We start from the raw sequence: 23,134 nt of genomic DNA, 5'->3' as shown, positions 1-23,134 counted from the left end.
GGCCCGGCGTGAACGGGCGACCTGACAGGCAAGCTTGCAACCGCGGGGATCCGTGTTGCCGACGCCAGCTGGGCGGCGCCTGTCACCAGCGTTGCGGCCTTGCCATCGCCAGCCCCTTTTCCAGGGCCTCCTTGAGACTTGTGGTGTAGTGCGCGGTGTCCTCGAGGCCGCCGAAGAAGTTTATGCGATGGATCTCGCCCTTCTTGCTCATGACAATTCCGGCTGCCCGCAGGCTCTCTTGAACTGACTTGTATGTCATCTCCACGGTTCCCTCTGCCTACCCACAGCTTAAGGTCGCATCTTTATGTAACGAAGCCGTGTCGGTGACTGTGAAGGAGACAACATAAGCTGCTGCCGACTAATCAGATCGAGCTAAGGCCTATCGAGCTAATTGAGTTAAGCGCAAAACACGCTCACTATCCTGTCTTCCGAGCTTACCAAAAACTCCAACGCTCGCAGGAGTTGCCCTCGGATTGTTTGCCGAACCTCGTCTTCCCCCCGAAGCCCCGTCGGCAGGCAAGGCGGACCCGGTGTCCCCCAGGTCCGCCTTTTTCGGGGCCAGCCTCAGCCAAATCAGGAATTTGAACTCGCCGCCTGGGGCGGCAGTGCGGCCGGTCAGACAATGTGCTGGCGCTGTTCCCGCGCCGCCGCGCCCCGTATCCGGAATGCGGCGTTTGAACTGGCTGAAGGCCGACTAAGGCGCTTGGCAAGCCGCAGCGGCAAGCCGGCTCAAATCATTGCGGAAGTTCCGCCGCTAGGGTAATTTAGAAACCGATTGGATGAGGAATACGCCCGCATTCGCCATGGCGCCTGCCTCAGCCCCTGTTTCGGCAGATTGTGAACTCTTTAACAGACCCCGGCACCGCAAGCTGCGTTCTTGTGGTCGACAGGTCATAGCAGTTAAGGATTTGCCATGCTGCGATGCTGCGCGTTCATTGCAGCCCTGATCCTCGTGGGCCTCGCGACGTTGGATGCCCGCGCCGATCGGAGGGTTGCCCTTGTGATCGGCAATTCCGAATATCGGGACATCCCGGCGCTCAAGAATCCCGACAAGGATGCCGAGGATGTGTCGAACACGTTTCGGCAGGCCGGCTTCGACGTGTTCGTCGCCAAGGACCTCACCAAACTCGAGTTCGAGAAGCAATTTCGCAATTATCTGGCCGCAGCCGACGGCGCCGAACTGGCGGTCGTCTACTATTCCGGCCACGGCTTCCAGATCGGCGGCGAGAATTTCCTGATCCCGGTCGATGCCTCGCTGAAGAAAGCGGCCGACATCGAGGTCCAGGCCATCAAGCTCAACGATGTGCTCGAGCAGATGCGTTCGAAATCGAAGATCCAGGTGATCATCCTCGATGCCTGCCGCAACAACCCGTTCCCGCGCAAGGATTACTGGCTGAGGGATCAGCTCATCACCGCCGGCAATGCAGGCCTTGCGCAGGTCAAGAGCTCGCTGAACACGCTGATTGCCTTCGCGACGGAACCGGGGGCGGTCGCCTATGACGGAACCGGCGACCTCAGTCCCTTCTCGTCGGCATTTTCGCGGCGCGCGCTGGCGCCGAACCAGGAGATACGCACCGTGATGGCGGCTGTGCGCCGCGATGTTGTCCAGGCGACCGAAGGCAAGCAGGTGCCCTGGGAAAATTCCTCGCTGATCGATGAGGTCGTGCTGATGCGCCGCGCCACCCGGCCTTCGCTGCCGCCGGTGCTGGAGAAGGTCGTGCCGTCGGGGATCGGCCCGGTTGCCCTCGATTTGCCGGCGCCCGTCGACGTCGATGGTGGAACGGTCACGGTCAGCATCGAAAGACCGCCTGCGCTCGGACAACTGACACTGGACGGCAAGCCTGTCGAGGTGGGCCAGCCGATCCAGGGCAAGGACCTGCCGCGCCTGAAGATGGATGTACCTAAGGGAGCCGTTGCCCAGGAAGAAGTTGATATGCTGGCCTACGCCACCCACGACGACTGGGGCGGTGAAGCTCACGGCATCATGGTGTTCCGGGTCAAGAGCGGCGAGGGCGCCGAGGGCGAACAGGTTGTGGCCTCGCTCGAGGCCGAGCAGAAGCAGCAGACGCTGGAACGGGGCATCCACATCACCGGTGCGGCCGAGGCGATCGAGAATAGCGACGTTGCCGTTCCCGTGGGCGTCGGCCCGGTTGCGCTGAAGCTGGACCTGCCGACGAAGGACCCGGCGGTCAGCCTGAAAGTCGCGAGTTATCCGGCAACGGGAACGCTATCGCTGCCTGACCGAACACTGACGCCCGACTCAAGCCTGATGGTCGGCGAAGTCGAGCACCTGCGGTACGAACCCCAGATCGGCACCGTCAAACCGCTTGTGGTCGGCTTCGAAATCCGGGCGGACAACAATTCGCCCAAGCCCGCCACCATGAAACTCTCGCCCAGCGTCGACCCTTGCGATACGGCCGCCGGCGAGCCTCTCGACCTGCAGGGCGTGGTCCCCGGCCTGCTGCCGAACGAGATCGGCGCCAGTGCCGTGGACGTCTGCGAGGCCGCGGTGAAGGCTTACCCGGATGTGCCCCGCTTCCGCTATGAACTCGGGCGCGCGCTGCTTGCCGCCGGCAAGGTCGAGGAGGCGAGGACAGCCATCGAGGAGGCCGCGAAGAAGGGACATGTCCGCGCCGTGTTCGAGCTCGGCTACCTGCACGCGACCGGGACTGGGACGCCGCAAGACCGCACGCAGGCCAACTCCCTCTACAAGGCCGCGGCCGACAAGGGTGATCCCTACGGCATGACATCCTGGGGCCGCGCCCTGTTCAACGGCTACGGCGTCAAGGCCGATACCGCAAAGGGGCTGGACCTGCTGCTCAAGGCGGCGGCGATGGGACATACCTATGCCATGAACGATCTGGCCGCGATCTTCACCGAGGGCCGCAACGGCGTGACCGCCGACCCGGCCCGCGCCGTCGCCTTCCTTCAGGCCGGCGTGCAGCGGCAGGACATGTATTCGATGAACCTTCTCGGCCGGAACTATCTCAGCGGCCAGGGCATCGAGAAGGATCCAAAGATGGCGCTGACGCTGTTTCAGAAGGCTATCGATCTTGGCCAGCCCTATGCCCCGGCCAGCCTTGGACGCATGTACCGGGACGGTGTTGGCGTGGAGCAGGACCTCGCCGAAGCGCAAAGACTGTTCGAGCTGGCGACCATGCGCGGCGATCAGTCCGGCGCCTACGATCGCGCGGCTCTCGAAATGCAAAAGGGCGACAAGGCGGATCAGGCCGTTGCCGCGCGTTTCCTTGCCTTCGCGGCTGCGCTCGATCTTCGCAAGGAGCTTCCGGGGGCCAGAAAGACGCTGGCAAAATTCGGAGCCAAGCCGAAAACGGCCGCGTTGCAGCAGTTGCAGCAGGAGCTCAAGTCGAAGATCCCCGCGACTGGTTCGCTGGACGCCCAGCTGATCAACGCGGCCAGAGGGGTGTGGGAAGAAGCCAATCCGCGCAGGGACCTTTTCTGATCAACCGGGAGGCAATGGTGGGCAGGACATTGAAGGAAGCAATCACCGCAACAACGCTATCCGGCGTCGTGGTGGCGCTCATGGGCTGCACGTCCATGATGCCCAAGGCCGAGCCGATGCCGGTGGCGGCGAAGCCGCAGCAAAAGGTCGTGCAGACGACCCCTCAGACCACGGTCGTCAAACAGAAAAAGGTGACTGCCAAGAAAGTGGTAAAGCCGGTTGAGGAAACCACGCCTGTGGTCGTTCCGCCCTTGGGCGGTGGCGGTGGCGGTGGCGGTAACGGCGGGGGTGGGGGTGGTTGGGGATAAGCGTGGCCAAATAGGCCAGCAAAGCCGCTGCCGCGCACTTTTTCCGGAATTTCACTAACTAGGCGTCCGTCGATTGACGCATCGCATCGATCTCCGCCGTCTGGATGCCCAGTTCGACGAAGGCTGAAAGCACGGAAAAGCGATCGGCGAGCGCGACACGCGCCAGTCCCGACAGAATCCCGGCATTGACCGCATGGGCGGCGGGGAACAGCCGCGCGACAGGCCGCGCCGTGGCTTCCGCGGCCGAACCGTCGCCGCGCCATGCCGCCGCCAGGGCGATCCAGGCGGCGGGGGTTGTCGGCGGCATCGCCGCGGCCCTGCTCAGCCCGGCATGATGCCGGGGATTGTCCGGTTCGCTGACCCAGTCGCCGACAAGCATGAGCAGTTCCTGATCCTGCCCGTCGAGCAGGTCGGTCAGGTGGCTCAGACACTCATGCGCCCACCAGACGGCAGCCCGTTCGGCAAGCAGATAGGCGCAGAACGTGATCGCCTCCTCGGGCACCGGCCCGGCGAGCAGGGCGCGGCAGAACTCGATCGAGGCTTGCTCGGTTGGAGGGGCGCTCATGTCCTCGGCAACAGCGGGACAAGCCATGAAAAGATCCCGTGCCGTTTTGAATCGGAGCTCATTGGCCATGGCTGCCACGCCTTCGCTGAGGGACAACAACCACTCAAGCCTCCGGCGAGGCAACGGTCAAGCCTTGCTCGGCCGCGGAGCGGCCACTGTCGGCAATGCCGTATATTTTCGATGTCGCCGACAGACAATTGCTCCGGAATTTGATATGATCCGGCCGGCGAAATCGGATGCTCAGACGGGAGTAACGGTTATGCAATTGGGCAATGCAGCCTTAGTGTTGGCGATCGCGCTTGTGTCGGGCCAGGCTTTTGCCGATCCGCTTCAGAAATCGGAAGATATCGTGAAGTTCTTTGCCGGTGAGGGCAAACTCGGCGCTTCGCGTGGAATTTGCGTCGGCAGCGAAGACGAGTGCAAGAGCAAAAGCGAGACGAAGGAAGCCCCGGCCAAACAGGCAGGCCTCGACATGCTGGTCAATTTCGGACTGGATTCGGCCGAGCTCGACGCGACGGCGCGCGCGGAACTCGACGAGTTCGCCAAGGCGCTGAAGGACAGCCGGCTGAGCTCCCTCAGCTTCGTCGTCGAAGGCTATACCGACGCGTCCGGCACGGTCCACTACAATGAGGGACTGTCGCAGCGAAGGGCACGCTCGGTGACCGCCTTCCTGACGTCCAGCGGCGTCGACGCTGCCCGCATCAAGGCCATCGGCATGGGCGAGAAGAACCCGCGCAGCCCCGATCCCTATGATCCGGTCAACCGCCGGGTGGAGATGCGGATCAGCACGCAGTAGCTTGGGCCGACACAGCCTGCCCTCGCGCCATCCGGGGATGCCGCTGGCGCGTCAGTTCTTCAGCGCGCCGCCCACGGCCACACCGGTGCCGAAGATCAGCGCCTTGGTCAGGAAGTCGTTGTTGTTGTCCTGGGGCGGCGGGGGTTCCTCGCGGCCGACCAGCGTGTCGCGGTTGCGCCTCGTCTGAACGACCTGCTGTTGCTTCCTGCGGGGTTTCTGCGCCACCGCCTTCGGCGTGCGGGCCTTCTGCACGACCTGCTTTTTCGGCGCCGCCGCGCGGGCCTGGTCGGCTGCGTGCTTGGCACGCACGGCCTCCATCATCGGATCGGTCTGGACCACCAGGAAGGCCAGTTGCTCGCGTGTCAGGAAGGTGGTCGGCGGCAGGCCGTTCCTCTCTTGCCAGTCGCCGATGGCCTGGCGGGTCTTGGGCCCGATATTGCCGTCGACGCGGCCAAGTTCGTTGCCAAGCGCCTCGATGCGCAACTGCAGGTCGATGCGGCCCTCGCGATCGAGGCCGATGGCGTTTTCCGTCTGCTCGCTGCCCAGCGCCTGTTTCATCTCGTCCGAAATGCCAACCGAGGTGCGCACCGTGGAGCCGGAATTGGCATCCGCCTCATCCGTATCGAGGGCCGCGACCTTCCGGTCTTCGGCTTTCGGGTCCTGCAACTCATCGATGTTCAACCGCGCCACCGTCGCGAAACGGCCATTCGGGAACTGGTCGAGATAGGCCTCGTAGAACGGAATGGAATTCTTCTTCGAGGCTTCGTCCCACAGCCGCTGCTCGACTTCCCAGGACGGAGCTTCGCCAACCACCAGGCCGGGGGCCGATGTCGCCGCGGCGTTGGGCGCGTCGGCGGCGGGTTTTGCCGCAGGCGGCGCCACCACGGGTTTTCCCATGAAGACCTCACGCCCCAGCGACGCGTTGTGCCATGGCCGCTGCCGGCCTTGCGTGGTCTCGGTCACTTCGCCGCGCACGCGCGTCAGCGCGCTCTGGATCTCGACGCCCGGCTCGGTCAGATGCCTGGCGAGCGCGGTCGAGTAGGGACTGTTGACGCCGTTGCCGTCGAAGGCGATGGCGCCGGGGTCGGTCGCATAGGCGATCAGGATGCCGCCGGTGCCGACGCCTTCCGATTTGGCTTCGACGGGCGCCAGGCCGGCGCCCAGCGAGCGCGACTTCGGAAGCGATGCAGCAAGCGTCCTGGCCAGCGGATTGTCGCGGCAGGCGTCGAGGATGATGACGCCGACCGCCGGATCGGACGGAAGCGCCGCCATGAACTCGTCGATCTGGACGGTGCGGGTCTTGAGATAGGCCGGCGAGGTCAACTCGGCATCGACCGGAATGAGGAAGTTCTTGCCGTCCACCTGCATGCCGTGGCCGGCATAGTAGATGACGGCGAGGTCGGCATCGTAGGATTGCTCGGTGAACCGGCTGATGAGGCTGTGCATGCCCGCATTGTCCTGGTCCACCCCTTCGATGACCTCGAAGCCGGCGTTGCGCAGCGTCGATGCAATGAGGTGCGCGTCGTTGGCGGGATTGGGCAGGGCGACGGCATGGACGTATTTGCTGTTGCCGATCACCAGCGCGACGCGTTTGGCGTCGGGCGCACCACTATCGGAGGCCGCAGCCTGGGCGCTAAGCGAGGCCAGGACGAACAGTATGAATCCGCTCAGAAAGACGGCGAACGCTTTCATGGATCAGCCCTCCGCCCCTTCGGGGCGCGCTTGTGATGTCTGCGCATGCTAGTTTCGTTGGCGACACAGTCGCTTCTGCCAAAAATGGCTCTTGGGCGTCTGTGATCTCAACCACAGTCATGGTTCACGACAGGCCCGAAAAAAGTTCGCCGATAATATCACCTGGCGGCAGGGAACACCAACGGCGGGCTTAAAGGGTGTTCTGAAGCGAGCCTATAAGGGCGGTGACGGCCTGCTTGTACTTCTCGAATTCTGGCGACGTCTGCCGGATCTCGGTCGTGGTCGTCGTCTGCTGCGCCGCGTCGGTGGCGATGCGAGGGGCCTTCTGCCCCATTTTCCGCTCCGCCCAGTCGACGACGTAACTGGCCGTCTTGCCGGTGAGGAACGGGTTGGCCTGGATGACGGCCGAGCCGAGCACGGCGCTCAGTTGCGACGCGCCCGGCGCCGCCAGCACCTGATGCGCGCCTTCCATGCCAAGGAAATGGCAGAGATAGAGACGGCCGGCGGTGATCTGATGGCCGCGGGCGCGAAGATAGGCCTCGCCTTCGCGCGCCAGGTTGCGCACCATCTCGCGTGACAGCGTCGCATCATAGCGAAGCGCGAGCAGGTCGGCGGTGGACAGCGAGCGGGCGAGATCGGGGCGGTAGGTGTTCATCATCCGGATCCAGGTCTTGGAGATGAACTGGCCGGCGCCCGTCGCCGAGGAAAGCGGGTTCTTGGCCCGCGCGCTGCCGCCGCTTTCGACATGGACGATGCGGTCGGTCAGCGTCTCGACGGCAGCATCGCCGGTGCCGCCAGAACCGCCGGAAGCGTAGGCGGCAACCGTGGTGACCGTTCCCAGCGGATCGATAGCCGCGCCGGCCTGGTAGAGCTCGAAATGGAGATGCGGGCCGGTCGAAAGCCCCGTGGTGCCGATATAGCCGATGACGTCGCCGGCCTTCACCTTGGTGCCGACGCCGCTGGCGATGGCGAATTTCTGCATATGCGCATAGCGCGTTTCGCGCCCGTTGGGATGCGAGATCTTCACCAGATTGCCATAGCTGCCGCCATCGCCCTGAAACGTGATCTCGCCATCGAAGGCGGCCATGATCGGTGTGCCGACCGGAGCGGCCCAGTCGACGCCCTTATGGATTCGCACCGTTCCGAGGATCGGGTGCTTGCGCGGGCCGAAGGTCGAGGTCATGACCCCGCTGACCGGGGTGACCATGCCGTTTGTCACCGCCAGCGAACGAACCTCGTCATTGCCGGTGACGCACGCGAACTGGCCGTCGCTCTGCTGGAAAACGAAACAGTCGAGGCTCTTTTCCGTGCCCTGGACGCCGACATAGAGGACCCGTCCGGAGATCTCGCTTTGGCCGCGCGGCGTCTGCGAGTAGATCAGCACCAGGCGCTGGTCCTCGCTGGCGAAGGCGTCGAGATCCTGCCCCCGCGACAGATACATGATCGCTTCGCCGATCACGCCGGTCGGAACCTTGTTGCGCGCGGCCGTCGAGTAGATCGCGTCGAGCAGGCGATACTGCCGCTTGTGCGTTCCTTCCTCCGGCGCGCCCGAATAGTTGAACAGGTCCTCGCGGACCCAGGGATCGACCCCCGATACGAAGGCGCCGGCGGCGTTGCGCGTCAGCGTGCCGACAAACACGTTCTTGGCGTAGATCGAGACCTGCATGAGCGACATCGTCGTCGCCTCGCGCGTCGGCCTGAAGCCGCGCATCGCCACGACATAGCCCGGTTCCAGGCTTTCCCGGTTGAACAGCGCCTTCAGCGCTTCCCCGGCCAGCTTGGCGTCCTCGGCCGAGAAATGCGCATCGAGCGCCACGCTGTCCAGGCTGCGGTCGTTGAGGATCTTCACGAAGCTGTCTTCGGTCGCCTCGAAGCGCTGGTATTCCTTGGTGACGGTCGCGACGCTGGTGTTGTTTTCGATCTGGGTCTTCTGGAATGCGGGCAGGGCAGCCTCGCCCGCATCGATCGTTTCGCCCCAGCCGGCCTCCGGATCGTCGGCGTCCGCTGGCTGTCCCGCAGCGGCCGGCGCCTCGTCAGGGACAGGCGTCGGTTGCAGGTCGTTCTGCAGGTCGCCGGCCGGCGGCTGAAGATCGTCCTGCAGGTCGTCGGACGGCGGCGACGCGGTCTGCCGCTGCGCCTGGAAGAAGGCGAAATCCTCCTGCGTCGACGGGATCGTCGTCATGAATTTCTCGCTGGCGCTGAGCATCACGTCCGACAGCACCTCGATCTGCGGCGAGATCCCGGCCTGATCGAGTTCGGCCGGCCGCGCCATCGCATGGGCTTTCGTCGAAGTGTCGGCATCGGGGGCGAGCGTGATCCACATCGGGTCCCCGGCAAGGTCGATGATGGCGGGCACATAGACCGAGGCGTCGGCCGGGACGTCCTCTGTGCCGTCGACGGCCTGCAATTCCTCATCCTCATCGCCGAATGACCAGTAGTCGGCGGTGAGGTAGAAACCGGTGCCGATCGAAACCAGGACCATCGCCGCAAGACCGATAAGGACCCGGCGCCAGAGCTTGCGCCTGCGCGAAGCCAGGCGCGCCTGCCTTTTCAGCTTGAAGCTCGTGTCGATACTGTGCGTCACGGGCTGTTCCCGGTCAGGAAGAATGTCCACCGCACCTGTTCGAGCGTGTCGACCTCGACAAACCGCGCCGCGATATGGCCGCGCTGCCAGCATTCGTCGATGCCGCGTATCGAGAAGCGGCGCCGGTCGATGCACATTTCGGTCGAGCCGTTGAGGATCGCGTGGCCGAAGACGTCCGTCGCGTAGATGTAGATGTAGCGGTTGGTCAGCTCCTCGCGAATGACGTTGACGCATTGGTTCGCGCCGATGGTCCACCAGCCGTCCGTCTGGTCGGCATTGTCGACCTTCTGGCCGACCGCGAGATTGACGACATCCAGCGTCTGATTGCAGACCGTGAACTCGGCGCGCGCCTGGCCGATCGACAGGACCGCCAGCAGTGCCGCGACCGGGATCGCGGCAGGCCTGGCGCGGCCGATCAGGCCAAGCACGGTTCGGGCCCGTTCACGCAGCTTGCGTGGCGGGAGGACGGGTGGGAAGGAAGAACGCGAGCGGCGGATTTCCATCGGCGTCCATGCTATCCGCCGAGCCGGAAATATTTGGCGGTGGCGGAGAAATCAGATCCGCGGGCCTCGATCTCGGCAAGGATCCTGGGCAGCAGCTCGGATGCCGGAGTAGGCCTTGTGAACACGGCGGCCGGGATGTCGCGAGGTCCCGTGATCACCAGTATGACCTGCGGCACGACCTTGCCGGCCGTCTTGTCGGCGGCGCCGAGCTCGATCGGGATGCTGAAGCTCGCCTTGCCCGCCTGCACGACCATGCGGTCGTCGAGGTTGAACGCCATGCCTTTGTGGTCGATCAGGAGCACGTTGGAGATGAGGCCGCCACGCGTCACCAGCGTGCCGCCGATCGGCGCGCCGTTCGGCACCAATGTCCGATCGAGGACGAGCTGCGGCTTGTCGCCATCGGAGCGGCCGAGAGAACGCAGGAAATTGGTGACCTCGCATTGGGCGGGTTCAATGAGGCGCACGCTGATATCCGGCTCGACACCAAAGCGCGACTGGAAGTCGGACATCAGGCGCTCGAACGGCTGGACCGCAGTGCCGAAGCCCTCGATCGCCGCGGCGTTGGCGGTTGCCGATGTCATGGTCGCGTAGAAACAGTCGCCGCCGCTGAAATCGCGCACCCAGGAAGCGCGTAGCGCGGTCTCGTCGAGGGGAGCGGCCGGCGGAACCTGCGGTTTGGGCACATTCAAGACGACGGTCTCACCCGGCTGCTTGGCGGCGGGCGGTTCAGGCTGCGGGCTTGTCGTGTTCGCCGCTTCCGGTGCAGTCGCCGCACCTTCGGGAACCTTGTCAGCCACCTTCGGCTCAGCCGGCTGGCTGGCCGGCAGCTTCGGCTTCGGAGCTTCCGCGATATCCGGCTGGACGGGCGCCGGGGCCTTTTCGACCGGTGGCGAGGCCGGGGCAATCTCTTCCGTTGGCGGAGCAGGCGCGATCCTGGTGGGCGGCGCAGTCGCCTTCCGGCCATCGCTGGCCTGCTGCTGATTTGCCGATGGAGCTTGTTCGGTGGGCGCTTGCGCCTGGGCAGTCGGCGGCTTTGGTTCCTCCTCCATTGACGGCAGGGGCTCGGCAGGCTGCGTTGGCGCCGGCTTCTGGTCGGACGCCACATCCGCCGGTTTTTCGACCGGCGCCGGGGTCGGCGCTGCCGGCTTCTCAGCCGGCGGCTGGCCTGCCTCTGTCTGTGGCTTTCGGGACGAGCCCGCTGCCGGCTCCTCGGGAGGCGTCGTGGCGGCGCTGTCGGCCGGCGCCGGCTTCGGCGTTTTCGAAGGGGAAAGCGTCGTCTTGCCGGCCGGCGGCGCGGCGGGCGTCAGGAGACCGTTGAGATAGACGCCTGCTCCCGACACCAGAGCCAGCGCGGCCACGGCGGCGATGGCGATGTTTCGGGTCCTTGCGGGTTTCCTGGAACCGTCGGGCGCGACCGCGCGGGGAGGGGGTGCCGCCGCCCGCGGGCGCGGTTCGGAAAGATGCGCGGGCCGCTGATGCGGGACAAAACGCTGGTCGCCGGGGGGCACCCAGGCCTGGCCTTGCGACTTTTCCGGCGCGGCAGGGGTCGAGGTGCGATGCAGGTCCGGCCGCTCGCGCGGCATGGCGGATACCGGCGGCCTGGTCTCCTCGTCGGGGTCGCGGGTCATCCTGGCGATTTCGGCCATGCTGATCGGCCGGTGCTTCGGGTCCGGCTGCAGCATCGCCTCGATGATCTCGCGGAAATCGGCATCGATGTCGGAAAGATCCGGAACCGTTCGGCGCTTTTCCACGATTTCGAGCTGGGAGCCGCTCATGTCGAGCGGGTTGCCACGCAAGGCGGCCGCCAGCACCAGCCCCATGCTGTAGATGTCGGACTGCTCGCTGACCTCGCCTCCGTAAAGCCCCAGCTGCTCGGGAGAAACGTAGTTGTATTTTCCGGCGAACCTGCCGCCGATCAGCGTCTCCCCGCCGACGGCCGCCGAGCGCGCAATGCCGAAATCGATGATCTTGGCGCGGTCGACCCGGCCACCCGGCAGGATGATGTTGTCCGGCGAGAGATCGCGATGGATCGCTCCCGCCTGGTGCACGGCGCTCAGGGCGGAGGCGAGCCGATGGCAGAGCTTGCGCACGTCCTCCACAGGCATGGCGCCACGCCTGATGACATCGAACAGCGACTGGCCGTCGACGAATTCCATCGCCAGGTAGGGTCGCCCGATACCGGGATCGATGGTGAAGACGTGGTAGCGCACGACGGCGTCATGCGACAGGTGGTTGAGGATCGAGGCTTCCTTACGAAACAGGGACAGGATCGTCTGATCGCGGGCGAACTCCGGCAGCACGATCTTGATCGCGACGTGATCGCCGGTCTGGATGTTGTGGCCGCGATAGACCTCGCCCATTCCGCCGGACGCGATCCGCTCGTCGAGCTCGTATATGCCGCTAAGCTGCGTGCCGACGCCTGTGCTGGCAAAGCTCGGCGAGACGCGCGTCTTGTCGTCGGCGCTCATCGGTCCCCACTTCCGGCTGTGGCGGGATGCGGACCGGCCGCCTGGCCGTTGCGACGATCGCCGATCTTCACGAGTATTATGGTCACATTGTCGGTTCCGCCGCGCGCCAGCACCGTTTCCAGCAGGTTCTCGCACGCCGCCTGAGGCGCGGCCGACAACACCGCCGCCTCGATCTCCGCATCGCTGACATGCGCCGTCAACCCGTCGGTGTTCAGCACGAAGATGTCGCCTGGCATGGTCTCGCCCTGCTGGTAGTCGATCACGACGTCGTCGCTGACGCCCACCGCATGGGTGATGACGTTGCGGCGCGGCCAGGTGAGCGCTTCGGCGGCGCTGATCATGCCTCTGTCGAGGAGTTCCTGGACTTCAGTGTGATCTTTCGAGATTTGCGAGATCGAGGCATTGCGGACAAGATACACGCGGCTGTCGCCGGCCCAAAGGCAGGCAAACCGCCCGTCCATCACCAAGAGGGCGGCGAAGGTCGAGCCGATGGTTATGCCGCGGGCTTCGGATATGCCGCGGATTTCGGCATTGGCCCGGCTCAGCCTGTCCTCGAAGCGTGCGCGAAGATCCGGCGCGGAACTGGCGATGCCGATCGTCGCCAGATGATCGACGATGCTTGCCGAAGCCACCTCTCCGGCATCATGTCCGCCCATGCCGTCGGCCACAACCCAGAGGCCTGTTCGCGGCTCGACCAGATAGCTGTCTTCATTGAGGTCGCGCACGCAGCCTTTGTGGCTGACGCCGAAGCTTTCAAAGGGAAGGGCGACATTGTTCAATTTGCCACCAAGCGCTTCTCAAGCGTCCTTCGCGCCGCACCCTCGGGCCGCCGCTCGCGCCACTCTGCCACAGGCGCGAGCATTAGAGTACCGAAATCAAGGCCGGTACGCCGGCCGGCCGGCTTTGTCATCGATGGGGCGGGGAGCGGAAAAAACATCTCAGAATCCCTTCGGGCAACTGAACGCGCCAAGCGCCGGAAGGAACAGCGGGTTGGGATCGGAATTGCTCTGGATCGTATAAGCCGCGTCGCGTCCGCCGATCACGAAGCGCGCTTCCAGACTGCCTGCGCTGCCGCTGACGGATGCCTTATCCATGAGCCGTTTCAGCGCCCACGGGCCGTCGAACTTGATGGCGGATTCCCGGCCCGGCATTTCCGGCGCAAGGCTCAGGCTGGCGGACCCGGAGGCAGCGCCGCTCGGCCAGCTCAGCGTGCTCGGCGCGTTGCCCGTCTGGCTGCTTTGAACGGTCTGGCCATCGACATCGAGCACCGCGCTGTCGGCATCTCCATGCAGCGAAAAGGGCGTGAACGTGATGTTGACCAAAGGCACCGAACCACCGGACGGAAAGAAGGCGGCGCGGATTTCCGCCGCCGACTGGAAGGTCTTCAACGTCGCTTTCGAGAGATCGCGCCCGAAACGCTGGTCCTGCTTCCAGCTCCAGTCCTGGCCGGTCATGTCGATCATGGATGCGAGATTTCGCGCGAAGAAGCGGTCCATCAATCCGCCGGGGGAGAACAGCTTGGCGAAGTCCGCCATCGCAATCTCCTGCGTGCTGCCGGCGGCGAAAGGATAACGGCCGTTGACCATCTCCTCGCAGGGGCGCGTCACCGTCTGGTCGAGCAACTGGTTCAGATTCGCCACCGAGGTTTCGGCGACGTTGCCCTCGAACTCGTCGGCCGCCGCGTTGACCACGCGGGCAAGCTGCTTGGGCAGGCGCGAGACGTTGGCGCGCAGCGTCGAGACCTGCAATTGCAGGTTCGTGCTGACGCGCTCGGTCTCGGAGGGAACGTCCGCCGCCAGCTTCAGGCTCTGATAGATGTCGCGAAAGTTCTGGGTCAACGCGTCGATCGGGCGGCGTCCAGCGGGACCGCCCACCAGGGCCTGGAACGACCTGAACTGCGCCTCGACATTGGCGCCGGGGCCCTGCGCGCTCGCCGTGCCGGCGCCGGCACGGCTTTGCGACTTGCCGATCGCCATCTGGATGCCGATGCGGGCAAGGCCCCTGGCGATGGCCGCGGCGTCTGGCTGCCCGGCCGTGGCTGCGTCGGTGTTTGCGACCTGGCTTTGCCGGGTCAGGGCGGTTTCATCGGCAATCGCGCTGAACAGCTGATCGATCGGCGAGTTCTGCGAAGCCGCGGCGGAAAGCGCGATATATTGCGGCTTGTCCTTCAGCATCGCCTTGAAGCGCAGCTGGTCGAGAACGCCGTTCCAGGCTGCGGCGAATTCCTTGGCATAGCGATCGAGAAGCTCGGGGCCGAGCTTGAGCAATTCCTGATCGATGCCGCCCTGCTCGCCGCCTCCGCCCAGGACCCATCGGTCGTCGACAAGCATTTGCGCGATGCGCGAAAGTTGCAGCAGATAGAAATCGTTGAAGCCGGCATGGGTATAGAGGCCGGGAATGCGAAGTCCAGAGAGATCGCTGCCGTCGGCGCGCTCGAACAGCAGCGGCGCTTCCGGCCCTGCCTTGGCCGAGACGGAAAAATCGGTCAGGGCCGCGGCGTAGACCGCCGACTTGATCAGGGCCGTGGCGCGATCGGCGAGGCTCATGCGTCCGAGCGAGCGCTGGGCGGCTTCGACAAGCGGCTGGTTGAGCTCAAAGACCGGATCATAGGCATCGTCCAGCGCAAGCATGGCGCGCAGGTGCTTTTCGAGCTGGGCCCGTCCTTCGCGGTTGTTTTCGCCGGGATAGCGGTTCTGCTCCCAGTCCTGCCTCATCCAGGAAACGACCAGCTCGTCGTCGACCTTCGGCGCCTTGCCGCCGAGCATCAGATAGATCTTCAGCGGCTCATAGAGTGCCGCCGGATCGGCCATCCTGGCCTGGATCGTGCGCTCGGCCTGCAGCAGCAGGCGCGAGCGGAAGCTTCGTTCCAGTGCTTGCCGGTAGGCCGTTTTGGACGCTGAAAGAAGCCGCTCCCGCTGGCCGAGGCCGAACGTCTCCTCGATAGCCGTCGGCGTGTCGCCGGTCTCGAATCCGGCTGGCAGGTTGCGTAGCTGGTCGAGCGGGCCAATCACGTTCTCGAGGTCGACGTCGGCGACCTCGGTGCTGTTGAGCAGCGGTTCCGCCGCCTGGCGGTATTGGCTCATCGCCTGCGTCGTTGCGGCGAGCAGCGATCTGTTGGCGGTAAAGCTGAGCGCAAACGCGCCGAGGGCGACGGCGGCGGCCAAAGCAATTGCGCCGATGCCGCCATATCTGGCGATCGCCGCGCGTCTTTCGGCCGACCTGTCATACGAAACCCAGCCGGCTTCGGCGAAAATGACGCTGGCCAGAAGATCGTGGAGGAAAAAGCTCTTGCCGGTCCCGGAAAGATGGGCCTGGGCGCTGCTGCCGAAACTGCGCCCGATGGCGCCGAGCACCTGGTCGATCGGCGTTCCTTCCTGCGTGCCCGAGGAAAAATAGAGGCCGCGCAGGCTGACATTGACCTCGCTGCGGGAGGGGTCGAACAGGCTGCCGATGAAGCCGGCAACCCGGTTGCGCAAGGCGCCGAACTGCGCCGGAAAGCCGAAGATCGATATGCGCGCGACCGGATCCGCCTCTTCCTGCAGCCGGTCGGCCACCTCGTCCGCCAGGCGCGCCGCCAGCGCATCGAATTCGGCCGGCGCCTCGCCGGTCATGTTCTTGTTGCGGTCGGTGGTCTGGAAGGTAGCGCCCCACACTTGGCGCCTGCGCGCCTCGTCGAAGCCGCCGAAGTAATCCATGAAACCGGCGACGAGGTCGGCCTTGGTGAAAAGCAGGTAGACCGGAAATTGGATCCTGAGCGTTTCATGGGTTTCGCGCAGGCGGCTGCGTATCTCGGTGACATGCGCATCAAGCTGCCGGTCGTCGAGGCTCATGAGATCGGCCAGGCTGACAGCCAGGATGACGCCGTTGATTGGCTGCCTGGCGCGATATTTCTTGAGCAGCGACAGGAAGGCGAGCCAGCTCTTGTTGTCGCGCGCCTTGTCGGAATCCTGCGTCGTGTAGCGTCCCGCGGTGTCGATCAGCACGGCCTCGTCGGTGAACCACCAGTCGCAGGACCGGGTGCCGCCAATGCCGGCCACCGGCTGCGCCGTGCCGGAACCGGCGAGCGGAAACTTCAGGCCCGAATTGACCAGCGCCGTGGTCTTGCCGGCGCCGGGCGGGCCGATGACGATGTACCAGGGGATGTCGTAGAGAAAATTGTGCTTGCCGCTCGAGCGTTTGAGCGTCGCGATGGCCTCGCTCATGCGGGCCTCGAGCACCTGCGAATCGTCATTGCCGGCGTCGTTGCGCACGATTGCGGCTTCAAGCGCCTTTTGCGCCTTTCGCCTTTGCCAGAACCGGATCGTGTAGAAGAGTACGGCCGCGGCCACGGCCAGGCCGATGATCGCGGCGCGTAGCCACACCGGGCCCAGCGGGCGGCTATCGGCATAGCGGATCAACGGCCCGGCAAACCAGACGGCTGCCGCGAAACCGGCCAAGGCGAGGGCGTTGAGTATGCGCAGCAGCCATTGCGTCATGGGCGCTTCCGGCGGGCCGCGCTCATAATGTCTCCTCCTTGGGGATCATCACATCGACGCGGCGGTTGGTGGCGCGGCCTTCCGGCGTCGCATTGTCGGCGATCGGCTCGTCCTCGCCCTTGCCGTCGGCCGTGATCCGCGACGGGTCTTTGAACCCGGGCGCCATCAGCGCCTCGACAGCCTTGGCGCGGGCGACGGAGAGGTCGAAATTGGACTTGAACGTGCTCGATTTGCGTGGCTTTGCGTTGTCCGTGTGACCGACGATCCTGATCGGTCCCGGCTCGGCGTCGAGCGCCCCGGCGATGTCGGCGGCAACGGACTGGAACTCCGGTTTCAGCTCGGCCTTGCCGGGTTCGAACATCAGGACGTTGTTTATCTCAACGACGATGAAGCTGCCTTGCGTGCCCACCGCCAGCCCGCCGCGCACCAGATCCTTCGCCAGCGCTGCGCGGATGCGGTTGATTTGGGTGAGCGCGACGGGAGTTGGAGGGGGAGGAGCCACTTTCGCCGGTTCGGCCAGCGGCGCCACGCCGGCGCGCTCGATGGTGACCGGCGTCGACGGATTGAGCGCCAGCAGCTCTCCGGCCGTCGCATCGCCCTCCTCGGTGATGAGAACGCGCAGCACGAAAAACGCCGCCGTCACCAGCGTCGCCGCGGCGGCCGCCACGGCCCACAATGGCAGCCGGGCCGACGGCTGCGTCATGACGGCCGCCATGCCTTGCCAGCGCGGCGAGATGTCTTGCGAGGCAGGCGGCTGGAAGTAGCGGAGCGTGTCGAAGACGTCGCGCCGGATACGTTCGAGATTGTCGCCCTGGCGCGCCAGGCCGCGGTATTGTCCTTCAAACCCCAGCGACAGGCAGGCATGCATCAGTTCGAGCAGATCGTAATGCGCTTCCGGCGCGGCGAGCAGCTTGTTCAGCGCTTCATAGAAACCCGCGCCAGCGGACTTGATGTGAAAGTACCGCGACAGCATGGCATGTCCTGCCCAGCCGTCTCCCTCGGGCCAGGGCAGGTTGCCGACAAGATCATCGGCGGTTTCGCAAAGCGCAAACTTCGCGATCCGTGCGTCCTCTTCGGCGATGCCTGACTTCTGCAGCGTCCGATCGAACTTTTCGATCGCCTCGGCGATATGCCCGGCGAGCGGCTCGGCATGTCTTTCGACGGGGATGAGCCTGAGCTGGCTGAACAGCAGCAGCAAAGGCGCGGCGGCGGCGAGGATCGGGTTTGCCGTGGGGTAGGTGATGCTGCCGGCGGCGTCGAGCAGGACGTCCTGCTGCGGCCCCGACGAGGGCGCGGTCTCCAAGGGGCCGGCATTGGACGCCGCTCCTTGATAGATCACGGTTCCGGATGCCCAGCCCGGCGGCATGTGCTGTCCGCCCTGCGGATCGAAGACCGTCGAATCCCGCACGGGCATGGACTGCCCGCCATCGGCGGATGCCGGCGGCGACGGCGCCGGCTTTTGCCTGCGTCGCGGATTGGCGCGAATGACGGTCTTGCCGGCGGGGCCGAAGGGATCGTCCTTCGAGCTCATTGCTGGCCTTCCGTTCCCGCATGGCCGCCGTGCCAGCGCGCAAGACCGGGCATGGGCAGAAGCAAAGAATGCATGCCCTGCTGACGCGGGGAGTGTCCGGTGGAAGCTAGGCTACAGAACGCGATCCCGCCGTAACATGACATTTGCCGCAGACCCCTGGGTCATTCAGCCGTAACCGCCTGGCGAACTGTCGTATGTGATCGTAATCTCAGAAGCCGCCGATTGGAACCATATGCGCGGAATGGCCCCAGATTATTCTTAACGGCGGCGGTGTAGAGATCCGGCCCTAGCGCCGGATTTTACACGCTATTTTTGCTTGTCGGCCTTGGCATAGGCTTCGGCGAAATAGGCTAGGAATATGTCCAGCATGCCGTTTTCGTGGGCTTCCTCCATGGTTCGCCAGGTGGCCACAAAAGCATCCCAGGCCTGGCTCTTCTTCGAGCTGAACGACGTGGGCGGTAGCTTCTTGCCGATCGCCTCGGGCGACAGGTCGTCAAGCAGCCGGGAGAGCGCCGCCTGCATGGCCGCATAGGTGGCCAATTCGTGCGTCTTGAGATCGCGGAAGGCGTCTTCGACACTGTGCCTGGCGTCAAGATAACCGGCCCTGCGCCGCGCGAACATGATTTCCATGATGTCGTCGGTTCCGGGCACGAATTTGAGCGGATTGTTGTCGGCCGCGCTGATCATCGTGCGGTGGGTGCTCTTGGCCAGGATCTTGGCGGCCGCGCGGGCCTTCAGCAGCAAGGCCAGTTGCTCGACCGTCGTCCGCAGCACTGCGCCGATTTCGGCGGCGACTTCATGCGGGTCGCGCGATTGAAGCAGGTCCGGCGAGATACCGGCAGCCCGCGCGATATCCCTGAGGATCTCGTCCGCGCCGGGGTGCTGCGCGGCCGAAGGCGGCGGGGCGGCCTGCCGCAATGAGGACGTCGAGGCCGGCGCCTGACGCTGGTCGCGCGGGCTGAAGAACGGCTCGTTGCTGAATTCCTGCGGCCGGCCCGTCGGGGCCGGCATTTCGCGTTGCGTCGAACCGGATCGCGAATGAGGGTGCCCCGTCGCGCCGCGCTCGTCGTCGAGAGACACGAAGATGACGTAGCGGCCGATCAGCAGCCGGTCGCCGTGCCCGAGGCGATGCGGCGCGGCCAGGCGCTTGCTCGATCCGTTGATGAAGGTGCCGTTGCGCGAGACATCGTGCAGCCAGAACGCTCCCGCCTCATACCGAACCTCGCAATGCCGGCCGGAAATGAATTTGTCCGGGTCGGGCAAGGTCCAGTCGCAATTTTCGCGCCCGATTTCAAAGCTGCGGTCCCGCGATCCGTAGCCGAGGGGGAGACCTGCGGGCACGGCCTCGACATTGTTGATCTGCAGACTGATGAACATATGAATTGGCCGCGGACCGCTGATCTATTTCGCCATTCTAGCAGTTTGCGAGGACAACACGACAGCAGCCTTTCACAACTGCCTCCGGCGCAAGCTTTGCCCGCCCGTCGTTCCTTTTGGCCGGTGGGAAAACATATGGTAGGCTGAACGAAGCCTAGTGTGGCAATCCGGGAAGTCCCCGAACGTGATGCGGTTAACATAGGGGCAACTTCAAATCCATCACACTGGCGGCCGCGTCCTGGAGGGGCACGACCCATGCCGAACGAACGTGCCACGGTTGTGCAGACGCCGTTAGGCGCCGAATTGTTGACCTTCACCCATCTCGTCGGACGCGATGAGATCAGCCGTTGCTTCGCCCATACGATCGGGTTCGTCAGCACCAACCACGATGTCGATCCGCTGAAAATGCTGGGCGGCTCCGTCTCGATCGAGGGTGAGTCCGACCCGAAGCGCTGGTTCAGCGGCCTCGTCTCCGAGTTCCGGCTCACCCGCATCGAGGACCGGCTGGCCTACTATGAAGCGGTCATCAGGCCGTGGCTCTGGTTTCTCGGCAACACCACCGATTGCCGTATCTTCCAGAACATGACCGCGGTGGAGATCATCGAGAAGATATTCTCGAAATACGGCATCGCGAAATTCGAGAAGCGGCTGCAGGGGTCCTATCCGCAGCGCGAATACTGCGTGCAGTACGACGAGAGCGACCTGGATTTCGTGCAGCGGCTGATGGAGCACGAAGGCATCTTCTATTTCTTCGAATATGACGAGGGCAAGCACACGCTCATTCTGTGCGATGCGATGAGCAAGCTGAAGCCGGCTCCGGGCTACGACAAGGTGCTTTACAATTTCGAGGGGCAGGCCTCGCGGCGCGATGTCGAATACATCACCGAATGGATTCCAGGCAGTTCGGTGCGGCCCGGCGCCTACGCCCACACCGACTATGATTTCGAGAAGCCCGGCGCGGATTTGATGGCGAAATCGGCGCAGCCCTTCGGCCACAAGGAAGCCGCCGGCGAAAACTACCGCCAGCCCGGAGCGCATCTGGATGTCGGACGCGGCGACAAGATTGCGGGGATAAGGCGCGAGGAACTTCAGGCGGTGCATCAGCGCGGCACCGCGGTGGGCACCGTGCGCGGGCTCTTTGCCGGCTGCAAGTTCAAGCTGGAGAGTTTTCCGCGCGACGACCAGAACCAGGACTATCTGGTGCTCAGCGCCGAGTACCGGCTGTTCGATCCGGGCTACCGGACCCAGAACGAGGGGCATAGCGAGAATTTCAGGATCGTGATGGGCCTCGCGCCTACCAAATTGCCTTATCGCCCGCCGCGCATCACGCCGCGGCCGATCATGCGCGGGCCGCAGACGGCGACCGTGGTCGGCCCTTCCGGCGAAGAGATCTTCACCGACAAATATGCAAGGGTGAAGGTGCAATTCCACTGGGATCGCCTGGGCAAGAAGGACGAGAACAGCTCGTGCTTCGTGCGCGTCTCGCAAACCTGGGCCGGCAGCGGCTGGGGCTTCATCCAGATCCCACGCATCGGCCAGGAGGTCATCATAGACTTCATCGAGGGCGATCCGGACCTGCCGATCATCACCGGCCGGGTCTACAACGCCTCGCAGATGCCGCCCTACGGGCTGCCGGGCAACGCGACGCAATCGGGCTGGAAATCGAACTCGTCCAAGGGCGGCGGCGGCTACAACGAGCTGATGTTCGAGGACAAGGCCGGTTCCGAGCTGGTCAATTTCCAGGCCCAGAAGGATCACAACCTGCTGATCAAGCACGACCGCACGAAGCTGGTCCAGCATGACCAGTCCGACCGCATCGACCATGACGCCAAGCACTCCGTCGGCCACAACCTCGACGAGGACGTCGGCAACAACAAGACGGTCAAGATCGGCGTCGACCAGACGACGAACATCGGCAGCAACGACACCGAGACGGTGGGCGCCAACCGCTCGCTGACGGTGATGGCGAATGAGACGATCCACGTCGTTTCGAACTCGACGGAGAATATCGACGCCAACCATTCGCAGACCGTCGGCATCGTCCAGACCGTCACCGTCGGCGCGGCGCGCATCGATACGGTGGGGGCTTCGGAGACGAGGAGCGTCGGCGCGGTGCAGTCGAACACGATCGGGGCGTCGCGGAGCGTGACGGTGGGTGCGGCGCAGAGCCATGACATCGGAGCGGGAGACAGCTGGAACATCGCGGCGGAGCAGAGCGTCACCGTTGGCGCGGATCAGAGCTTTACCGTTGGAGGCGCGCAATCGAACGAGATAGGGAAGGCCAGGAGCACAAAGATCGCCGATGGCGACACGACGGAAGTTGGTGGCGACCGCGCGCTCAAGATAGCCAAGGGGAGTCTCGTCGACGTCGGAGAATCCGGCGCCATCAAGATAGGCAAGGATCTGCTGATAGACGCCGGCGATTCTATCGTCATCAAGTGCGGCTCGGCAGCAATCTCGATGAAGAAGGACGGAACCATCAACATCGAAGGTAAGGATATTACCGTCAAAGGCTCCGGCAAGATCAATGTGAAGGCGTCGAGCGACATCACGATGAAGGGTTCCGAAATCAAGCAAAATTGAGGGCCGCAATGACCAGGACCGCAAAGCGGGTCGAAGGGGTGATACTAGGCATCTTTCTTGGCTTCGACGGAGATGCACCGCTTGTCATATTCCATGGCAATGCCAAGGACACCGCCATAAGGGCGCGGAGCCTGACTGCCATGAGTCCCGACATGATAGGAGCCGAGGTGGCGCTGCTATTTGAAAACGGCGATGTCCGCCGGCCGCTGATTGTCGGCCGGGTGGTGGAACCGGATCGCAAGACAAATGCTCCGCAGGTGATACGTGATGGGGAACAGGTGAAGATCGTTGGGGAAGAACGAATCGAACTGCGCTGTGGGAAGGCAACGATCATCATGGAGAAGGATGGCCACATCACCATCCGCGGCACCTACGTTACGAGCCATGCGACTGCTGCCAACCGCATCCGTGGCGGTTCGGTGAACCTCAACTGATGGTGGCCCCAGTCCTGCGAGAGATTGTGCGTCAGCACGCAGAGATGGCAGCATTTCTGTGGTCAGTCTATGACCACCATTTGCTTCATCCCGACGAGAATCCAGACATGGATGAGGAGCGCCTGGCGCGTCTTGTCGAGAGACTGGAAGCACATCTCGATGGCCTGCGGACCGCAGGGGAAGCGGGACGCCGGATTGCGGAGGAGCGCTATGCCGAATTTCCCGAGCCAGGTGAACTTTTCGTCATAAGGATGCTAGCAGGGCCTCCACACCTTCGGGTCACTTCGATTGATCTCGACCAAGTGCGGCTCTACCTCGCGGCGAACCTGCCCAAATCCGCGGCCTGAGGCCGATC

At 64.4% G+C, this 23,134-nt stretch carries 16 protein-coding genes; 6 read left to right on the top strand and 10 right to left on the bottom strand.

Features of this window, described 5'->3' with window-relative positions; genetic code table 11:
- Positions 1-82: 82 nt before the first annotated feature.
- Positions 83-211, bottom strand: a complete 129-nt coding sequence (locus PU724_RS00230; RefSeq protein ID WP_281015745.1) for a hypothetical protein — start codon at positions 209-211, stop codon at positions 83-85.
- Positions 212-913: 702 nt separating this feature from the next.
- Here PU724_RS00230 and PU724_RS00225 point away from each other — a divergent pair.
- Together PU724_RS00225 and PU724_RS00220 are read left to right on the top strand one after the other, a co-directional pair.
- On the top strand, positions 914-3,463 hold the full coding sequence (locus PU724_RS00225; RefSeq protein WP_127393837.1) for a caspase family protein: 2,550 nt from the start codon (positions 914-916) through the stop codon (positions 3,461-3,463).
- 29 nt (positions 3,464-3,492) lie between these two features.
- Positions 3,493-3,771 carry a hypothetical protein gene (locus PU724_RS00220; RefSeq protein ID WP_354419054.1) on the top strand — a complete coding sequence of 93 codons (279 nt, stop codon included), beginning with the start codon at positions 3,493-3,495 and terminating at the stop codon, positions 3,769-3,771.
- 58 nt (positions 3,772-3,829) lie between these two features.
- Here PU724_RS00220 and PU724_RS00215 read toward each other — a convergent pair whose 3' ends face one another.
- Complete coding sequence (locus PU724_RS00215; RefSeq protein ID WP_426212971.1) at positions 3,830-4,336, bottom strand: DUF6931 family protein; 507 nt, start codon at positions 4,334-4,336, stop codon at positions 3,830-3,832.
- A gap of 259 nt (positions 4,337-4,595) precedes the next feature.
- Between PU724_RS00215 and PU724_RS00210 the strand changes: the two genes are divergently transcribed.
- Positions 4,596-5,132 (top strand): OmpA family protein, encoded by a 537-nt coding sequence (locus PU724_RS00210; protein WP_128346759.1) that lies wholly within the window; start codon positions 4,596-4,598, stop codon positions 5,130-5,132.
- 51 nt (positions 5,133-5,183) lie between these two features.
- Here PU724_RS00210 and PU724_RS00205 read toward each other — a convergent pair whose 3' ends face one another.
- The 8 genes from PU724_RS00205 to tagH all read right to left on the bottom strand — a co-directional run bounded on the left by PU724_RS00205 (position 5,184) and on the right by tagH (position 19,762).
- The gene (locus tag PU724_RS00205) at positions 5,184-6,824 is read right to left on the bottom strand and encodes a caspase family protein (RefSeq protein ID WP_354419052.1); all 1,641 of its coding nucleotides are present in this window, start codon (positions 6,822-6,824) and stop codon (positions 5,184-5,186) included.
- A gap of 190 nt (positions 6,825-7,014) precedes the next feature.
- On the bottom strand, positions 7,015-9,408 hold the full coding sequence (locus PU724_RS00200) for a M23 family metallopeptidase (protein ID WP_127393161.1): 2,394 nt from the start codon (positions 9,406-9,408) through the stop codon (positions 7,015-7,017).
- The gene (locus tag PU724_RS00195; protein ID WP_348630794.1) at positions 9,405-9,911 is read right to left on the bottom strand and encodes a DUF1036 domain-containing protein; all 507 of its coding nucleotides are present in this window, start codon (positions 9,909-9,911) and stop codon (positions 9,405-9,407) included. Before PU724_RS00195 ends, PU724_RS00200 begins: the two co-directional genes overlap by 4 nt.
- A gap of 11 nt (positions 9,912-9,922) precedes the next feature.
- A complete protein-coding gene (locus tag PU724_RS00190; protein WP_354419050.1) occupies positions 9,923-12,379 on the bottom strand; it encodes a serine/threonine-protein kinase in 2,457 nt (818 codons plus the stop codon).
- Complete coding sequence (locus tag PU724_RS00185; RefSeq protein WP_127393159.1) at positions 12,376-13,158, bottom strand: PP2C family protein-serine/threonine phosphatase; 783 nt, start codon at positions 13,156-13,158, stop codon at positions 12,376-12,378. Before PU724_RS00185 ends, PU724_RS00190 begins: the two co-directional genes overlap by 4 nt.
- 159 nt (positions 13,159-13,317) lie before the next feature.
- A complete protein-coding gene (tssM, locus tag PU724_RS00180) occupies positions 13,318-16,854 on the bottom strand; it encodes a type VI secretion system membrane subunit TssM (RefSeq protein ID WP_354419047.1) in 3,537 nt (1,178 codons plus the stop codon).
- 22 nt (positions 16,855-16,876) lie between these two features.
- Positions 16,877-18,385: a type VI secretion system protein TssL, long form gene (tssL, locus tag PU724_RS00175; RefSeq protein WP_354419045.1), complete on the bottom strand. Its 1,509-nt coding sequence runs from the start codon at positions 18,383-18,385 to the stop codon at positions 16,877-16,879.
- A 306-nt stretch (positions 18,386-18,691) separates the two neighbouring features.
- Positions 18,692-19,762 carry a type VI secretion system-associated FHA domain protein TagH gene (gene tagH / locus PU724_RS00170; protein WP_127308965.1) on the bottom strand — a complete coding sequence of 357 codons (1,071 nt, stop codon included), beginning with the start codon at positions 19,760-19,762 and terminating at the stop codon, positions 18,692-18,694.
- A gap of 255 nt (positions 19,763-20,017) precedes the next feature.
- On the opposite strand from tagH, the gene PU724_RS00165 reads away from it, so the two are divergent.
- Genes PU724_RS00165 through PU724_RS00155 form a run of 3 tightly spaced genes read left to right on the top strand, consistent with a single transcriptional unit; the run spans position 20,018 to position 23,126 of the window.
- Positions 20,018-22,345, top strand: coding sequence for a type VI secretion system Vgr family protein (locus tag PU724_RS00165; protein WP_354419043.1), 2,328 nt, complete (start codon positions 20,018-20,020; stop codon positions 22,343-22,345).
- An 8-nt stretch (positions 22,346-22,353) separates the two neighbouring features.
- On the top strand, positions 22,354-22,779 hold the full coding sequence (locus PU724_RS00160) for a DUF6484 domain-containing protein (RefSeq protein ID WP_354419041.1): 426 nt from the start codon (positions 22,354-22,356) through the stop codon (positions 22,777-22,779).
- Entirely contained in the window at positions 22,776-23,126 is a 351-nt protein-coding gene (locus PU724_RS00155) for a hypothetical protein (protein ID WP_354420142.1), read from the top strand. The genes PU724_RS00160 and PU724_RS00155 overlap by 4 nt, the downstream gene beginning before the upstream one ends.
- The last annotated feature ends 8 nt before the right edge of the window (positions 23,127-23,134 follow it).

Origin of the sequence: Mesorhizobium abyssinicae, assembly GCF_049887195.1 — a bacterium.
Classification (GTDB): Bacteria; Pseudomonadota; Alphaproteobacteria; order Rhizobiales; family Rhizobiaceae; genus Mesorhizobium; species Mesorhizobium abyssinicae.
Note: the sequence above shows the minus strand (reverse complement) of the source record. Positions and strands in the feature narration are given on the sequence as shown.

What these genes read in the sequence shown, in the direction of transcription:
- PU724_RS00230 (WP_281015745.1), bottom strand. Translation starts at nt 211, where the DNA reads ATGAGCAAGAAGGGCGAGATCCATCGCATAAACTTCTTCGGCGGCCTC.
- PU724_RS00215 (WP_426212971.1), bottom strand. Translation starts at nt 4,336, where the DNA reads ATGAGCGCCCCTCCAACCGAGCAAGCCTCGATCGAGTTCTGCCGCGCC.
- PU724_RS00165 (WP_354419043.1), top strand. Translation starts at nt 20,018, where the DNA reads ATGCCGAACGAACGTGCCACGGTTGTGCAGACGCCGTTAGGCGCCGAA.
- tssL (WP_354419045.1), bottom strand. Translation starts at nt 18,385, where the DNA reads ATGAGCTCGAAGGACGATCCCTTCGGCCCCGCCGGCAAGACCGTCATT.
- tagH (WP_127308965.1), bottom strand. Translation starts at nt 19,762, where the DNA reads ATGTTCATCAGTCTGCAGATCAACAATGTCGAGGCCGTGCCCGCAGGT.
- PU724_RS00205 (WP_354419052.1), bottom strand. Translation starts at nt 6,824, where the DNA reads ATGAAAGCGTTCGCCGTCTTTCTGAGCGGATTCATACTGTTCGTCCTG.
- PU724_RS00195 (WP_348630794.1), bottom strand. Translation starts at nt 9,911, where the DNA reads ATGGAAATCCGCCGCTCGCGTTCTTCCTTCCCACCCGTCCTCCCGCCA.
- PU724_RS00190 (WP_354419050.1), bottom strand. Translation starts at nt 12,379, where the DNA reads ATGAGCGCCGACGACAAGACGCGCGTCTCGCCGAGCTTTGCCAGCACA.
- PU724_RS00210 (WP_128346759.1), top strand. Translation starts at nt 4,596, where the DNA reads ATGCAATTGGGCAATGCAGCCTTAGTGTTGGCGATCGCGCTTGTGTCG.
- PU724_RS00225 (WP_127393837.1), top strand. Translation starts at nt 914, where the DNA reads ATGCTGCGATGCTGCGCGTTCATTGCAGCCCTGATCCTCGTGGGCCTC.
- PU724_RS00160 (WP_354419041.1), top strand. Translation starts at nt 22,354, where the DNA reads ATGACCAGGACCGCAAAGCGGGTCGAAGGGGTGATACTAGGCATCTTT.
- tssM (WP_354419047.1), bottom strand. Translation starts at nt 16,854, where the DNA reads ATGACGCAATGGCTGCTGCGCATACTCAACGCCCTCGCCTTGGCCGGT.